Source organism: Streptomyces kanamyceticus (genome assembly GCF_008704495.1).
Classification (GTDB): domain Bacteria; phylum Actinomycetota; class Actinomycetes; order Streptomycetales; family Streptomycetaceae; genus Streptomyces; species Streptomyces kanamyceticus.
Map to the genome: position 1 here is coordinate 9,065,677 of NZ_CP023699.1, position 16,154 is coordinate 9,081,830.

General features: G+C 72.7%; 10 protein-coding genes. All 10 read right to left on the reverse strand.

Annotated elements, in window-relative coordinates; translation table 11 throughout:
- Positions 1–52: 52 nt before the first annotated feature.
- Positions 53–907 (reverse strand): chymotrypsin family serine protease, encoded by an 855-nt coding sequence (locus CP970_RS39290; RefSeq protein ID WP_150494559.1) that lies wholly within the window; start codon positions 905–907, stop codon positions 53–55.
- Complete coding sequence (locus tag CP970_RS39295; protein WP_055549783.1) at positions 904–5,043, reverse strand: hypothetical protein; 4,140 nt, start codon at positions 5,041–5,043, stop codon at positions 904–906. Before CP970_RS39295 ends, CP970_RS39290 begins: the two co-directional genes overlap by 4 nt.
- A 3-nt stretch (positions 5,044–5,046) precedes the next feature.
- Positions 5,047–8,733 (reverse strand): hypothetical protein, encoded by a 3,687-nt coding sequence (locus CP970_RS39300; RefSeq protein ID WP_055549781.1) that lies wholly within the window; start codon positions 8,731–8,733, stop codon positions 5,047–5,049.
- 211 nt (positions 8,734–8,944) lie between these two features.
- On the reverse strand, positions 8,945–10,108 hold the full coding sequence (locus CP970_RS39305; RefSeq protein ID WP_224058959.1) for an aminotransferase class V-fold PLP-dependent enzyme: 1,164 nt from the start codon (positions 10,106–10,108) through the stop codon (positions 8,945–8,947).
- A gap of 26 nt (positions 10,109–10,134) precedes the next feature.
- The gene (locus CP970_RS39310; protein WP_055549777.1) at positions 10,135–11,169 is read right to left on the reverse strand and encodes a Gfo/Idh/MocA family protein; all 1,035 of its coding nucleotides are present in this window, start codon (positions 11,167–11,169) and stop codon (positions 10,135–10,137) included.
- Position 11,170: 1 nt separating this feature from the next.
- Entirely contained in the window at positions 11,171–12,523 is a 1,353-nt protein-coding gene (locus CP970_RS39315; protein ID WP_150494561.1) for an amylo-alpha-1,6-glucosidase, read from the reverse strand.
- Positions 12,520–13,764, reverse strand: a complete 1,245-nt coding sequence (locus CP970_RS39320; protein ID WP_150494563.1) for an MFS transporter — start codon at positions 13,762–13,764, stop codon at positions 12,520–12,522. The genes CP970_RS39315 and CP970_RS39320 overlap by 4 nt, the downstream gene beginning before the upstream one ends.
- Positions 13,761–14,936, reverse strand: a complete 1,176-nt coding sequence (locus CP970_RS39325; RefSeq protein WP_055549772.1) for a zinc-dependent alcohol dehydrogenase — start codon at positions 14,934–14,936, stop codon at positions 13,761–13,763. The genes CP970_RS39320 and CP970_RS39325 overlap by 4 nt, the downstream gene beginning before the upstream one ends.
- A gap of 66 nt (positions 14,937–15,002) precedes the next feature.
- Positions 15,003–15,680, reverse strand: a complete 678-nt coding sequence (locus CP970_RS39330; protein ID WP_206188661.1) for an HAD family hydrolase — start codon at positions 15,678–15,680, stop codon at positions 15,003–15,005.
- Positions 15,677–16,153 (reverse strand): NUDIX hydrolase, encoded by a 477-nt coding sequence (locus CP970_RS39335; RefSeq protein WP_055549770.1) that lies wholly within the window; start codon positions 16,151–16,153, stop codon positions 15,677–15,679. Before CP970_RS39335 ends, CP970_RS39330 begins: the two co-directional genes overlap by 4 nt.
- Between the last annotated feature and the right edge of the window lies 1 nt (position 16,154).

The following is a 16,154-nucleotide window of genomic DNA, read 5'->3' on the forward strand; positions in this document are numbered from 1 at the left end:
TGATCCCCCTCTCCTGAGCGCCGGGAATCAGCCCGTCTTCTGATTCCCGGAGTCAGCCCGTCCCCGCGCAGTCGTCGCGCGGGGGCGGCGGTGTCGTGTCGCCCGACTCCGCCTCCGCCGTGGTCAGCACCCTGGCGTTCAGCGAGCACTCGATCTGCTTGATGGGGTGGAACACCACCAGGTCCTCGGGTCCGTGCTCGACCCGGGGGCCGCCGCCGACCAGCATGCCGACGAGCATGGCGCCGTACACCTTGTGCCCGTCGATCTCCGTGTCGATGGGGACGAACACGGGCGCGCCCGAGTCGCCCGCCTTCACGATGTTCTTGCCCTCCTTGCCCGCGAGGACGAGACCGCGCGTGCAGATGTGCGGCGGCTCCTCGCCGCACGACTCGCCGCTGGTGAGGTTGTAGACCTCGATGTCGCAGACCAGCTTGGTCACCTTGCCGCTGACGCACACCTTCTGGTCGACCACCGGGCCGTCGGCCTTGCCGAGCACCCGCCGGGCGACCGGGCTGCCCTGCGGGCCGCCGTCGGTCCACAGCGTCGGCGCGTACAGCTGCGGCTTCTGCGGGGTCCCCGCGACCAGCGCGGCGTCCACCACGTTGTCGTAGAAGGTCCTGACGAACGTGCCGAAGGGGTACTGGCCCGACGTCGTGTCCACGTTGATCAGACCGAGGGGGCAGTGCCCCGCGGTGGTCATGGCGCGCTTGCCGTCCTCGACCCTGCGCACCGCGAACCCTGACGAACAGTTGTACGTGCCGCCCAGCACGGTCATCCGGATCTCGGCGCCGCCGCGGTGCGGCGGCGGGTCGTTGAACCTGCTCGCCGGGGCGCCGGAAGCGGGCGAGGACCACACCAGGGCCAGCGCGAGGGTCATCAGGCAGTAGGCGAACGGTCGTCGCTTCATTCGCTGTCCTCCCGGAGGTCGAAGTCGATCCGGCCGAGCAGGCCGACGGTCAGGCCGAAGAAGTCGGCGTGCACCAGACGCCGGGCGGCGGGCAGCACGGTGCCCCGCACGGTGACGGTGTCGGTCGCCGTGTCCCGGTCCGTGCGGTAGAGCTCATACTCCTGGACGAGCAGGCGGTACGACGTCAGCAACTGCCCGACCGGCGCGGCGATCCCACCGGTCCAGGCGAAGCCGCCCGCGTCCGCCCCGCACGCCAGCTCCACCGGCGCGCCGAGCGGCTGCCAGTCCATCTCGTCCTCGGTCAGACTCGCCCGGCTCTGCAGACTCACCACGACCCGCCTGCTCGCGGCCGCTGCCGGTACCCCGGAACCGCCGAGTTCGCCGAGCTCGTTGAACGCCGCGGGCCCGGTCATCCGGACGGTGAGCCTGTCGCCCTCGCGGTGGCCGCTGACCGAACGGGGCGGGGCGAGCTGCGCGAACTCCGCGCGCTCCACCTTCGACAGGTGCAGCGGGTCGACCGAGTGCGGCTGGTAGCGGGCGAGGGCGAGGCGCACGTACGGGAAGTAGGCCGTCCGCGTCGTGGCATCCGCGCCGAAGTCCACATCGATGTCGACGTACCACAGCCGCCGCTCCCGGTGGTACACGGGCGTGAAGGCGGCCGCGTCCACCAACACCGGTGCCGTGTCCGGGGATTCGGCGAGCCGCAGGCCCGTCGGGCGCCGCTCCGCGTTCGGGAAGTGCGCGGCCGACGGGGTGGGCAGGACCGTGGTGTCCGCCCAGACGGGGTCCACGCCCCAGCGGGTGGCGAGGGTGTCGGGCAGGGCCGTGCCCGGGTCCAGGATCACGGCGAGCATCTCGTCGTCGCCCGAGGAGTACCAGGGCCGGTTCAGATAGACGCGCAGTCCTGCCGAGCGGCGCCGGCGGGTGACCGTGTGGTGCTCCTCGTCGACGGTCCGCTCCCACCGGAAGGTCGGTACGACATAGGCGATCACCGGCGGCTCGGGCCGACGCGCGCTCGGCACCGACAGGGGAGCGGTGACCGGGCCGACGCGGGTGACCTTGGCCCGGTCCTCGGTGAGGCTGGGGTGGAAGTACTCGCGAAAGCGCGTGACGGCGGTCGGGGTGTAGCGGACGTCGCGGTGCCGGGTGTCGCCGAACTCGTGCGCGCGGGTGATCCGTTCGTCGTCGTCGGTGTAGTCGAGGACGACGTCTTCGAGGTGCGTGTGTCCCTCGATCCTGCTCGGCGCGGGCTGGCTGACGTCGTCGAGCCACTCGCTCCAGTGCGCGTCCAGCTCGACGTGGCCGCTGCTCTCGGAGTGGCTGGTCAGGCGGCCGGACACCTGGGCCGCGGTCTGCTCGGACGTCCGCTCCGCGGCCAGTTGGCCGAGTTCGGGGCGGAGCACGGGCTTCTCCACCGCGTGCACCAGCGTCAGCTCGGTCCACGGGGTGAGCATCCAGTTCTCACCGTCCGCGCTCGCGCGGGTGACGAACGTCCGGTCGGCGGCGGGCAGTTGGGTCCAGTACGGGGATGCCGTCAGCAGGCTCCACTGGCGCAGCAACGGGAGCTTCCGCGGGTCGACGTAGCAGCTCAGCCGGACGGTGGCGATCTCGCCCTTGGTCAGGAACACGTCGAGCACCCGCTCGATGAGGCCGTCGTGCCAGTGCGGCTCGCCGGTGCCCTCCTTGATGCACAGCTTGAACGGCTTGGCCTGCGGCCACGGGCCGGGGAAGGGGATCTTGCGGTTCTCCGTGTCGCCGGGCAGGCCGCGCAGCATGACCCCCTCGGCCAGGACGTCCGGGAGGTACGGCAGGAGCAGCTGGTCGGCGCTGTGCACCACGAACTCGCCCTGCTTCAGCTCGGCGCCGCGCCGGGGCAGTGGAAGCGCGGTGAGCGGCAGCGGGTCGTGCACGTCGTGCTTGGCGATGTGGATGTCGCCCTCGCGCAGCAGGTCGTGCTCCCGGTAGGGCCACTCGGGGTCGCGCACCTTGGTGTCCAGGAAGGAGCCCGACTCGCGCGAGGCGACGGTGACGTACTCCTCACGCGCCTGGTCGGGCTTGTCCGGGCCGAAGGCCGCGTCGAACACCCCGTGCTCCTCGGCCATCTGGAGCGCGGTCTTCGGCGGCGCGATATGCCGCTCGGCGATCGGCTTGTACCGCCGGTCGAGGTCGTCCACCTCGGAGTGGGCCTTGTGGTCGGGGACGTCGTTGTGCCGCAGGGCGTACTCGTCGGTGGAGACCGCGCGGCCGTCGTCGGTGACGGTGCTGCGGATGACCAGGCGCTCGGTGGACTCGCCCTCGTTGAACGGCAGGAGCGGCAGCACGACGGGCTGGGGGACCGGCTCCCAGCGGCCGTACGTGATCGCGTCCGAGTGGACCGCGTCCGGGGTGCTCGCCGTGTGGTCGAGGCCGTTGCCCGTCAGATCGGCGAGCCTGGCGCGCATCCGGTAGGTCCTGCCGAAGCGCAGGGCCGGCAGCGAACCGGGCTCGGCGGTGAACTTGGTGTCGAGCGGCACATCCGGCGACACCGGTGGAGCGGGTGCTTCCGGCTTGTCGTCCAGGCCGATGGTCCGGCCCGGGCGCGGAGCCGCGAGGCTCCAGCCGTGCCAGCCGCACACGGCCTGGTGTCCGTACAGCTGACGGTCGTCGACCGCGTCGGTGGTGACGGCGCTGGCGCGTACCAGTCCCTCGTCGGGGCCGACCGTGATCTCGACGGGCGGCTGGCCCGGGCGGCGGACGACATAGTGGCCGCGGCGCCGCAGCAGCGAACGCCACTGGGTGACCTTGCCGGTCACCGGGTCGACGGTGCCGATGTCGACGCGGTAGCCGCGCACCAGGTCCTGGGCCGTCAACTCGACCTCTCCAGCGCTGACTTGGCGGTCGACGTCGGTGCCGATCTGCCCGGCGAGGTGCTTGTCGCGGTCGGTGTGCAGCAGGGTGATCCCGCCGCCACGGGCCGCGGGCGTGCCGGTGCCCAGCATCTGCTGGGCCACCGAGCTCCGCGCCTCGCCCCTGGTCCACAGGCTGTCGATCGTCCGGGCGTAGTCGATGTGTTTGAGGGCCGCGCCGTCCACGTCGAGTTCGGTGAGGTGCCAGGTCTTGGGGTCGCCGAGGTTGAGCATGCGCCCGGTGATCACCCCGCTGTCCCCGGCGGCCGCCTCGAAGACGCTGCCCCGGACGTGACGGAGCTTCGTCCAGGGGCAGTTGCCCGCGGCGTTGAGGCGGCCCGCGTCGGCGATGCGGTCGTCGAAGTGCACGCGGACCTTCGACTGCTCGCCCACCGCGGCGGGCACCGCGAAGCGCAGGTCCAGCACGAGGCCGAACCGGCGCTGCAGCTCCGGATAGTCGCCCAGGAGACCGCACGCCTCGTGGAAGTCGACGCGGTGCGGGGGCTCTTCGGCGAGCGTGGCGGAGGGCTTCTCGCGGTCGTAGAACCGTGACGCCTCGGCCAGCGGCAGCATTCTGTTGTTGTCCTCGCTGGTGTACACGCCGCTCGTGCGGTCCATGTAGCGCGGTGCGTTCTCGTCGTCCCTCGCGTCGATGCCGCGGGGGTGCAGGGCCGTCTGGAGCACCGCGTACCCGGCGTCCAGGTTGCGGCCGAGCTTGAGCACCGGGTCCGAGATCATGTCGACGAGGCGGAAAAGCCCGGGCAGCTCCCAGCCGCGGTGGTCCGTGGGCGGCTCCTCGCACAACGCCCGCTCCTCACGGGCCCATTCGGTGCGGAGCCTGCTCTGCGTGGTGTACACGGCGACCGCCTTGTACAGCCCTGTGACCTCGTCGTGCACCATCTTGCCCGGGTAGGAGCGCAGGGTGCGGCGCTCCTGTGCGGCGAGTGCGTTCGGCCGCTGGGGCTCCCTGACATAGGTGGAGTCGTTGAACAGGGTCCGCCACAGGGTGCGGTCGGCGGCCGGATAGCGGCCTGTGGGCCGCAGTTCCTTGACGACGGGGCCCTGCGCGCTGTCGAACTGGAGCCACAGCGAGGGCAGCAGCGCGGCGAGCCGCTCCGGCCAGTTCTTGAAGGCGTCGGACTGTCCGAGCGTGCTGATGCCGGTGAGGCTCGGGCTCACGAGGACGGACACCCGTACGGAGCCCGCGTCGAGGACGCCGTCGGGGAGTACGGTCCATCGGATGCTGTCCATGGGTCAGGCCACCTCCGCGAACGCCGTGCAGTAGTCGAGGACCGGGTCGATCCGGGCGCCGGTCGCCGGATCGTCGTACGGCGACATGAGGTCGGAGAACGTGGGCGGGGTCAGAGCGGGGGCGTCGGCGCCCGCCGCGAAGGCGGTCCGCGTCCCGCTGCCCGCGAACTTCTTCTCGCAGCGGATGGTCACCGACGTCTCGAAGAAGCCGATCTCGATGCTGATGGTGAGGCTGGCCCGGCCGATCGCGTAGCCGTCCTTGTAACCCAGCTCCATGTACAGCTCGATGGAGGCGGAGACGATGCCGAGCACGTCGACCTCGCCGCGGGCGCGCAGATAGCCGACGAGCGTGACGCTCTTCTGCGCGAGGTCGAGGCGGAAGTAGATGCCCGCCATCACGGACAGGCTGCCGCTGGCCACGCCGAAGTTCATGGACACGGCGGCGCCGAACTCCAGGGCGGCGTCCATGACGGCGATCTCTTTGGGAGTGAGGACGATCCCGAAGTAGCCGCCGCCGCCCAGCATCGACACCGTGAGCCGGAAGGGCGCCTCCCGGCGGCAGAACGCGAACCCGGCCTGCAGCGGGGTGTCGCCGATGAAGGGGACCGAGAGCGCGGCGTTCAGCGAGAGGTTCTCCAGGCTGAAGACACCGACGGCCGCGTTCGGCAGCTGCATCGAGTAGTTCGCGTGGATCCCGGAGCTGTCCACGGTGATCGCGGGCGGGTCGCTGAAGCCGTCCAGCGGAATGATGTTGCGCAGGGTCTGGACGAACTCCAGGTTCCCGACGAAGTCGACGCCGCCGAACTTCACCTCCACGTCCGGTTTCTGCCCGGCACGCATCGTGAACTTGATCTGGTCGAAGTGCAGCACGATCGCGTCGAAGCCCGGGACCATGCGCAGGTCGAACTTGCCGAGGGTGCAGGTGACGTCCGCCGCCTGGGTCACATCCGGACGCAGCGACCCCCGCAGGTCGGTGACCAGCGTCAACTTGCCCACCGGCCAGAACACGGCGTCCTCGGCCTTGGTCGGCGTCGGCTTGTCCGGGGTCCAGGCCTTGATGTCGGGCTGCCATTCGAGGCGCGAGGTGACGAGGTCGGGCAACTTGGCGCCGAGTGCCGCCAGTTCGATCGCCTTCTTCAGGGCGAGCGCCTGACCGACGGCGCTGTCCCAGGTGGCGACCTGCTCGGCGATCCTGCTGAGCAGCTGCCGCACGCCGGTGTCCACCGCGGCGGGCAGCCCGACGCGCAGCGCGGCGAGCGCCTCGGAGAACGCGTTGAAGGCGTTCTCCACCTCTTCGATGGTGGTGGGGTCGGGCAGGCCCTCCAGCTGACCGACGATGTAGTCGACCAGGAGCTGGGTGAATGCGGCCGCCGCGTCCGTCACGCGGATGACCTGGTCCGCGATGTCGGGGAACTGCTCCTCGACCGAGGTGAGCAGATCGCGAAGGCCGCGCAGGTCGCTGAGGAATCCGGTGACCGCGTTGACGGTCGCCGTGAAGAAGTTCGGCGCCTTCAGGTTGTCCAGGCCGATCTCGCTCATGATCTCCGAGAGCGGGAACATTCCGAACAGCTTCGCCCCGGACAGTGCCCCGAAGTAGTCGAGGGGGTTGAACCGGCCCTGCGCGAGCTTGGCCCACTTGTCGACGGCCTGCCCGTCGGCCGCCAGCAGGTGGGCGGGGGTGGCCGCGACGGGTCCCGTGAGCCGGGAGAGCCCCGCCACCGGGAAGTTCGGCTGGGCGAGCGCGCCCGCGTTCTGGCCGCCGTCGCGGAAGGTGAGGTCCACGGCCTGGGCCAGCTCGATGAAGACCTGCCCCTTGTTCGCCTCGGTGAAGGCGTCCCGTACGTACGGCTCGGGATAGAACACCGACTGCTGCTGATCCCCGCCGAAGCCGGTGCCGAAGCGGCTCAGCGCGGGGACGACGGCGCGCGCCCAGCGCACTGTCGGCACGAACCGGGGGTGATCGGTGGGATCGAGGCCGAGGAGGGCGTCGGTGGTCTCGGCGCCCCAGATCAGCTGGCCGGTGGCGAGCGTCGTGTCGTCGGGCTTGCGGCTCGGCGCGTAGGCGAGGGACTGGCCGCGCACGTCCGCGACGGTCCGCCGCACAGCGGGGTCGCCGAGATCGGGCGGCTGGGGCACCGGACCGGAGACGAGCCCCTGATAGTGCGTGACGACCGCCCGCACATCGGCCTTGTTCTCGTGCACGAGCTTGCCGACGAACGCCATCGGCGTACGGAACTCCAGGCGGCGTCCGTCGAGATCGACCATGGCGACCTGGAAGGCGAACGGATCATCGGTCGAGGACACCGGGAAGAAGGCGAGCTTCTCGTTCGGGTCGCCGTCGATCGAGGACAGGCCGGGGATCGGCCGCGGCGTCAACAGGTCAGGCGTGACCAGGGTGAGCAGCCGCACGCTGGTGAACGGGAAGAGGCGGTGCAGGCGCCGCTGGTCGGCGTTCTCCTCCGGGGTGCCGTAGGCGCGCACCGGTTCGCGCACCATGATGAAGAACCGCTGGTTGAGGTAGGCGGCACGGTCGGGGCGCGCGTGGTCGAACTTGCGCTCCGTGACCTTGACCAGGTCCGCCAGGTGCCCGAAGGGGAACAGGCGGCCCCGGTACATCACGCGTACGTAGTGGTCGCGGCCGAGGGCCGCGCGGTGGCGCCACTGGGTGACGTCGAAGCCGGTGGGCGGACGGTCCCAGCGGCCGAGCGAGTCGAGCCAGCCGCCCAGGGTGGACAGGATCAGGTGGTCGACGGCGAGCGGCTCGGGCACGAAGCCGCCGGGCAGCTCCCTGTTGGAGGTCAGGTGCACCACCGATGACCGGTCCTTGCGGTCCAGGGCCATGGTGAATTCGTTGCCGCCGCGATCCAGCGGGCGCGGGACCGCCGGGTCGAACCCCGGGTCGCGGGTCCATACGGCGCGGGCGCGGTCGGCCCGCATCCGGGTGTGCCAGAGCTCGACCCGGTCACCCGGGTCGGGCAGCGCGGTGGCGTGCGTCCACGCGGCGGTCTGGGGCGGTGACAGGAGCAGGCGGTAGGGCAGTTCGAGCCCGGTGCGCGGGTCGTCGGGGTTGGCCAGGGGGTTCTCGGGACGGGGGCCCGCGGCGGCCTGGGACTCCGCGGCGGGGGCGGCGACGAGCCCGGCGGCGAGGGGCTCGTCAGGACCGTGCCGCGCGGTCAGTTCGGCCACCGCACGAGCCAGTCGCAGGGCCTGGAACGCATCGAGGCGCGCACCGCCGGAGACCGGAGCGAGGCCGGTCGCGGCGGCGGGTTCACGGGCGGCGTCCACCACCCGCAACGGGAGCGTCCGCATGGCCGTGAGCAGGCCCGACTCGGTGTAGTCGATGGCGTCGTCGGCGCCCACGGCGAAGACCAGGACACTGCGGCCGCCGATGCGCGAGGCGACGGGCGGCGGCTTGTGCTGCTCGCTGCCCGCCCGGGCAGCCGACGGCGGGTTCGCCGCTTCGGGCAGGCCGGGGCTCACTTCGAAGAAGGCCTGTTCGGCGACGTGCTGCGGGCCGAAGGTGACGACGAGGAAGGCGGGTTGGGCGGGGTCCTTGCGGACGAGACGGCGGGGACCGAGCAGGGGGCGGACGAGACTCAGGCCCAGGAAGCCGAAGGTGAGGTCCAGCAGGTCGGTGGCCCGCAGGAGACGGTAGGGGGGAGGTGGCGGAGGGGATGAGGAAGCGCTCATGTGACTCTCCCGTCAAACGGCCCCTCAAGGCTCCCGAACTCGCCCCGGTCACTTGCCTGTTGGGACCTGTTGCCACCCGAATGAGTGAATGTGGGCGAACCGGGCATACACCCTGAGTCGTCGGCCCGGTGAGACCCGTGTCGGCCGATGTGGTGTCTGGCGTGTTCCTGCCCGGTTCCCCCTGCTCATCCGCGGCCCTCGGAGCGGGGTCTCACCGCCCGTCGAGCAGCGACCGAAGCCCCGTGGCCAGGCGTTCGTACTCGGCGGGCGCGTTGTAGACCTGCCCGCAGATCCGGATGCCACCGCCGCCCGGCCAGGCCCAGATCAGCACCCGGCAGCCGAGCCGTGTCGCGATCTCCTCGCGCAGGGCGACGGCCTCGTCCTGGGTGCGGCCGAGACGTGACGGCAGGCGCAGTGCCCGCATGGCGAGGCGGTCGTCGGAGGGCAGCGGGGTCAGTCCCGGCAGGCGCGCGAGGAGTTCGGCGCCGTAGGCGGCGAGGGCGCTGTTGTGGGCGCGTACGCGGTCCGGGCCGAGGCCGGTGAGCAGGTCGAGGCCCTCGGGGGCGGCCAGCCAGCCCGTGTAGTCGACGGTGGCCCGGTACTCGACGGCGCGGGGGTAGCCCCGGTGGTCCTCCCAGGAGGGGACGGGCGCGGGCACCAGGTCGCGGTGGGCGGGGGACGTCACGAGCAGGGCGCTGCCCGGCGGGGCGTACCCCCACTTGTGCAGGTTGCCGAACCAGAAGTCGGGTCCGCCCGCCAGGGGTTCGGCGAGCATGCCGGGGGCGTGGGCGCCGTCGACCACGGTGGTCACACCGCGCTCGGCGAGGTCGGCGAGGAGCGCGGGGGTGGCGATGAAGCGGGCGGTGGGCGAGCTGATGTGGTCGAGCAGCGCGACGCGCGTACGCGAGGTGAGCCCGGCGAGCACCGCGGCGCGCACCGCGTCCTCGTCCGGCAGGTCGGGACCCAGGGCGACGGTCCTGACGCGGGCCCTGCGGGCGGCGGCCGCCACGACCGTGCCGTAGCCGTGGTCGGTGACCAGGACCTCGTCGTCGGGCGCCAGGCGCAGCGCGTCGAGGGCCAGGTTGGCGGCCTCGGTGGCGTTGCTGACCAGGGCGGTCCCCGCGGGGTCCGCGCCGATGTGGGCCGCGATGCGGGTGCGGGCGTCGGCGACGCGGTCGGCGACGCCGAGGAAGAACTCGTCGGGGTTGTCGTCGGCCTCCTCGGCCAGCTGCCGTTGGACGCGGGAGACGGGGAGCGGGACGGCACCGAAGGAGCCGTGGTTGAGGTGGGCGACGCGCGGGCCGAGCCGGAAGAGCTCGGCGCCACCGGGGAACGCGGCGGGCGCTGCGGGGGCGGGGATGCTGGTGTGAGTCACACCGTCGATTGTCGGCCCCGAACCCGTCATCCGGGCAGGCCCTGATCACGTTCGCGGTCGAAGTGCGGGGCCGGTGTGTGCTCCGCCCCGCCGTCGGCGCGCGACGCCGCGGCTCGTACCGCGTCGATCAGCCGCGCGATCAGACGGCTCTGCTCCGTCGGCACCAGGTAGCCCGTGCCGACGGAGAGCGCGCGGTCCACGTCGGTGACCATCAGCCGGTACGGGTCGGTCGGCGCGTACTCCCGTACGTCCGCGGTTCGGCGCACGTGTTCGGACGTCGTGGCGAGTGTGCAGGGGGCCGCGCCCGCCGTGAAGGCGGGCTCCGACAGGCGCAGCGATCCCTCGGTGCCGTGGACGGCGAACTCCTCGGCGAGCTCGCTGTCCAGGGAACACCGGATCTCGGCGGTCCCGCCGCAGGGGAAAGCGAGGTCAGCGACCACCGAGCGGTCGGCGGACGAGGCGTCCCAGCTCTCCCACCGCGCGTGCTCGACGCGCGGCATCCGCCAGGAGAACGCCGCGAGCGCGGCCGAGAGCGCGTAGTAGCCCACGTCGTACAGGGCTCCGCCGCCGAGCGCGGGGACGCGGCGGTAGTTGTCCGGCGCCGGTGCGAGGCCGTGGAAGGCGGCCGTGACGTGCAGGGGGCGGCCGATCGCCGATCCCGCGATGGCCGCCTCCGCGTCGCGGGTGCGCGGGTGCCACCGGTTCCACGCGGCCTCCACGAGGGTCCGCTCCGCGCGGCGCGCCGCCTGCTCCATCGCCGCGGTCTCCGTCTCGGTGAGGCCCAGCGGCTTCTCGCACAGCACGTGCTTGCCCGCGGCGAGGGCCGCCTCGACCCAGGGGCGGTGCGCGGAGTTGTGCAGCGCCACGTAGACGATGTCGACCTCCGGGTCGGCCAGGAGGTCGGGGTAGGCGGTGTAGGTGCGCCGGGGCGCGAGCGCGGCGGCCCGGGCCTCGTCGCGCGCGGCGACCGCGTGGAGGCGGGCGCCAGGCGCGGCGTGCACGGCCGGAGCCAGGCTCGACGCGGCGATCGAACCGGCGCCCAGGAATCCCCAGTTGGCCATCTCAGACCTCCGTCGGCAGTCGGTGCCCCGCGGGCACGGAGTCGTCGTGCACGGCCTGATCGGCGGGGGAGCCCGGCGAGAGAAGCCACTCCGTGTGCAGCAGGTCGAGGACGAGCGTGCTCCAGCCGAAGGACCGCGCCCCGTGCCCCGCCGCGTCGTACGGGCCGTAGCACTCGCGCGGCCCTCGCGCCGCCACGCACTCGGCCGTGCGCAGCGCGAGCCGCCGGGCCTCCCGGTCGTACCCCCTGCGCCGCAGGCCCCCGTACAGGTACCAGTTGAGGTTCACCCAGCTCGACCCGCGGAAGATCGCGCCGGTGGCGAACGCGGGGTCGAAGGAGGGCTCGGTCGCGGCCACGCTCGGGACCGGATAAGGGAGCCAGAACTCCCGCTCGTTCAGCAGGTGTTCGTGGATGAGGCGCTCCGCGATCGGCTCCGGGACGCCGTCGCCGATGAGCGGGAAGAGGGAGCTCGCCGTCAGCACCGTGGAGCGCCGCCCCGACACCAGGTCCAGGTCGAAGAAGGCCCCGCGTGCGGGGTCCCAGCAGTGCTCGACGAGCGCCGCCCAGATGTCCCGCGCCGCCGCGTCGGTGGCGCGCGAGACGGCTTCGGGGGCGCCCACCTCCGCCTGCAGCCGGGCGAGGGACATCAAGCCGTCGGCGTAGATCGAGTTGACGAGCACGTCGTTCCAGACGAACGCCCCGGCGGCGCGCAGCGGGCTCTCGGGGCGGCGGTCGTGGGAGTAGCCGTCGATGAGGCGGCGCATCGCGGCGTGCCAGTCGTCGCGCACGGCGTCCCGCGCCGACGTGTCGAGCCCGAGCGCCGCGTCGTACTTGGGGCTCATGTCCAGGCCCGACTCGTCCGGCTGGTAGATCTCGATGAGCCCGGTGCGCGGGCTGCGCCGGTGCCGGTGCAGCCAGTCGAAGAAGCCCTGCACGGCGGGGAGCGTCCGCCGCAGCCAGGCCAGGTCGAGGGTCGCCTCGTAGACGTGCTCGACGGCCCGGGCGATCACGGGCGGCGCGACGGTCACCGAGCGCCAGCCCTCCCACAGGTCGATCCTGAACTCGGCGGTGGCGCGCGGCCGCAGGTCGTCCTGCCAGAGCACCATGTGCGGCAGGAACCCGGTCCCGGTGACCGCGGAGAGCAGCGAGGACAGCTCGGTGCGCGCCCGTTCGGTGTCGACGTGCAGCAGGGCGATCGCGTGGAAGCTGCTGTCCCACGCCCACTGGAACGGATACGTCTCGGGCGAGGGGCAGGTGTAGTCGTAGGCGAGGCCCGCACCGGCCGAGAAGCCGGTGCGCCGGTTCTCGCGCAGCACATCGGCGGCCCTGTGCGCCGCCGTAGCGTGACTGGTCAACTCTTGACCTCCGTGGGGTCCGGCCGCGGCGCGGCGGGACGGGGGATGGCGGATGGGGGAGTGCGTGGCGCGCGGTCCAGGAGGACGAGCAGCGCGGCCACGGCGATGAGGAGTGCCGTGACGCCGAACGCGGGGCGGACACCGACCCGGTCGGAGAGCGCGCCGAGCAGCAGCGGGGCGCACATGATGGCCGTGGACGTCGTGAGGTAGACGCGGGCGGTGATCCGGTCGCTCTGGTCGGGGGCGACCTCGATGGCGAGCGAGAGCACCAGCGGGAAGAGGTTCGCCACGCCGAAGCCCGTGACGAAGAGGGCGACGAGCGCGACCGGGGCGGCGGTCGCCGTCCACAGCGGCAGGAAGCCCGCGCCCGTCACCGCCAGCGCGGCGACGACGAGAGGACGGGCGCGCCCGGGGCGGGCCACCGAGCTGCCGACCAGACGCCCGGCGAGCGCCCCCGCGGCGAACAGGCTCATCGCCGTGGCCGCGCTGTCGGAGCTCAGGCCCACCCCGCTGGACAGTTGGGGCGCTCCGTAGAACACCACGCAGAACTCCAGGCCGACCACGGTGCCCAACAGGGTGCACAGCAGCCGGAAGCGCGCCGGAAGAGGAGGGGCCTTCGCGCGGGCGGTCTTCCCGGGCGCGCCTGGCCCGCCTCGGCGCGGCGCCGCGCCGAACGGCACCCGTCGGCACGCGACGTACAGCACGGCGCCCGCGAGCAGCGGCACCACCAGCGCGGCACGCCACCCAGGACCGCTCGCCTGGAACGCGCCGACGGCGAGCGGGGCGAGCAGCGCCGTGGCGCTCGCGCCCGCGTTCGCCTCGACCAACGCCCGCTCGCGGTGCGGCCCGTGGTGATCGGAGAGCGCCGAAGCGGTCGCCGTCTGGAGCGTCGCCCCGGTGACGCCCATGGCGAGCGAGGCCGCCAGGGTGTACGCCACGCCCGCCCACGCGCCGAGGGCCAGCAGCAGGGCGCTGACCGCCAGGGAGCCCGCGGCCGCCCAGAACAACCGGCGGCCGCCGAGCCGTGCGCTGACACGGGCGTAGAGCAGATTGGTGACGATGCCGCCCGCGGCGAAGAGCGTGGAGTGCGCGCTCATCGCGGCGTACGAGAGGTGGGTCTCCTCGCGGAGCAGCGGGAGCAACGGGCCCTGGACGTACAGGACATACGCGTACAGGGCGAGACCGCCGTACGCCATGCCCGTCACCGAGTCGCGGGTGAACCTCCCTGGTGGCCCGGTCACACGGCGGCCCCGGTCTCCTGGACGGCGGGCCCCACCCGCAGCGGCTCGCCGAGGTCCAGGGCGTCCCGGGTCCGCGCGAAGACGTCGGGCGCGAGCAGCGAGGTCTTCATCGAGGCGCCCTGCCCGTACTCGGTGAACGCCCGCCGCACGCCGTCCTCGTCGTCGAGCGAGACGTACGACGTCATGAGCGGCCGGGCGTCGACGAGTCCGGTCTCGATGAGTCGCAGCGCCACCCCGGCGACCTCGGCCGAGCGGGCCATCGGGAACTGGCGTACGTCGAAGGGGGCGGCCCGCAGGCTGAGGCCCTTGGCCAGGATCATCCAGGTGTTGATGAGCTGCGGCACGGCGGTCGCGCCGTAGACGACGTAGGCGCCGCCGGGCCGCAGCAGCCCCATGGCCTGCTCGCGGACGTCCTTGGGCGCGGGCACGGCCCCTTCGGCGGCGGCCTCGACGTGGGGGAGCGCGTCGAAGACGTAGTCGGCGTAGGTGTCGTGGTGCTCGCGCACGAAGTCGCCGAGGGCCTCGGCGCCCGTCTCGGTGTTGAAGGACAGGGCGGCGCCGTGCTCGCGGGCCAGGCGCAGCCGGTCGTCGTTGCGGTCCAGGACGGTGACGTGGCCGACGCCGAAGTAGCGGCGCAGGACCTGGACCGCGAGCAGGGCGCTGGGGCCGCAGCCGAGGACGACGCAGGTGTCGCCGGGCCGCGGCGGGTTCCACAGCAGCGAGCGCAGGACCGAGGTGAGCGGCTCGACGACGGTGGCGAGCGAGGAGGGGACGGTGGCGGGCAGGACCACCGAGGCGGCCTGGTCGGCGTCGTAGAAGTTGCGGTCCGTGTACCAGGTGGTCTCCGCCCCCTCCTGACCGGGGAACAGGGGGCGCAGCGCGCGGTACTCGGCCATGCCGCCGAAGTCGGTCTGCCCCCAGTAGCAGATGCGGTCACCGGGCTCCACGGAGGCGCCGAGCGCGCGCCCCACCTCCAGGACGCGGCCGACGTATTCGTGCCCGGGGATGATCGGCCAGGCACCGGGGGACAGGTGGCCGCGGAAGTACGAGACGTCCGTCGAGCAGATGGAGACCGCCTCGGTCCGCATCACGATCTCGTCGGGCCCGCACACCGGGTCCGGCACGGTGGACAGGGCGAGTTCGCCGGGGGCGGTCATCATGTGGACGTACATGGGTCTCCAAGCAGGGTGCAGCCGGGCACCGCACGGTGCCCGTCGAGGGTGGGTGTGCGAGAGGGGTCAGGGGGAGGCGGGACCCGCCGGGCGGCCGAAGACCGGCAGCAGGTCCTCGGGGGTCCGCAGCGTGAGGTCGGCGGGCGCCCCGGGGTCGTACTGATGGCCCCAGCCCGCCGCGGCGGCGCGAGCACCCGCGGCGCGCGCGGCGAGCAGGTCGCGCGGCGCGTCACCGGCGTAGACCGCCTCGTGCGCGCCGACCCCGAGCTGCCGACAGGCGCTCAACACGCCTTCGGGGTCGGGCTTTTGACGGCTCACCTCGTCGCCGCCGACGACGGCGTCGAAGCGGTCGGCGAGGCCGGTGGCGGAGAGCAGGATCCGCGCGGCACGGCGGCTGGCGCCGGTGAACACCGCGAGCGGCACGCTCCCGTGCAGCGCGTCGAGCGCCGCCCGGATCCCCGGATAGACGACGGCGCCGACGGCGGTGTCGGCCAGGACCGTGTGATAGAGGTCCAACTCCTCTTCGGTGCACGGACGTTGGAGGAGGTGGGACAGCATGATGCGCGGTGGGCCCAGGGCGTAGAGCTCGACGACCTCGGCCCTGCCCGGCGTCGCGCCGCCGAGCCTGCGGACGGTCTCGACGAAGGCGTCGGGCACCACCTCGCCGGAGTCGAGGAGCGTGCCGTCCATGTCCCAGACGAGGGCACGCGGCGTAGCGTCGCCCGTACGGTCCATGCCGCTCATGACGGCTCCACGAACCACGACTCGGCGCCGCCCTTCAGCGCCTGCGTGATCTTGAGGAGGTTCTTCTCCTCCATGTCGGGCAGCGCGTCGGCGGGGAACCAGGCCACCTCCAGCGACTCGTCGTCGTTGACCCGCGCCAGGCCGCCGACCGGGCGGCAGCGGAAGGCGATGTCCAGGTACTGCGCCCGGTCGCCGTTGGGATAGGTCATGGGCGGCTCGGTGTAGACCGCGCAGACGCGCTCGGGCACCACGTGGACGCCCGTCTCCTCGTGCACCTCGCGCACGATGGCGGGGGCGGGCTGCTCGCCGGGTTCGAGCACACCGCCGACGATCGCCCACAGGCCGTTGTCCGCGCGCCGTACGAGCAGGATGCGCTCGTCGTCGTCGACGACCACGGCACTGACCCCGGAGAGCCAGAGCAGTTGGGTGCCGACGTGGGAGCGCAGCTCCGCTAGGAAGGGGGGAATCGGCATG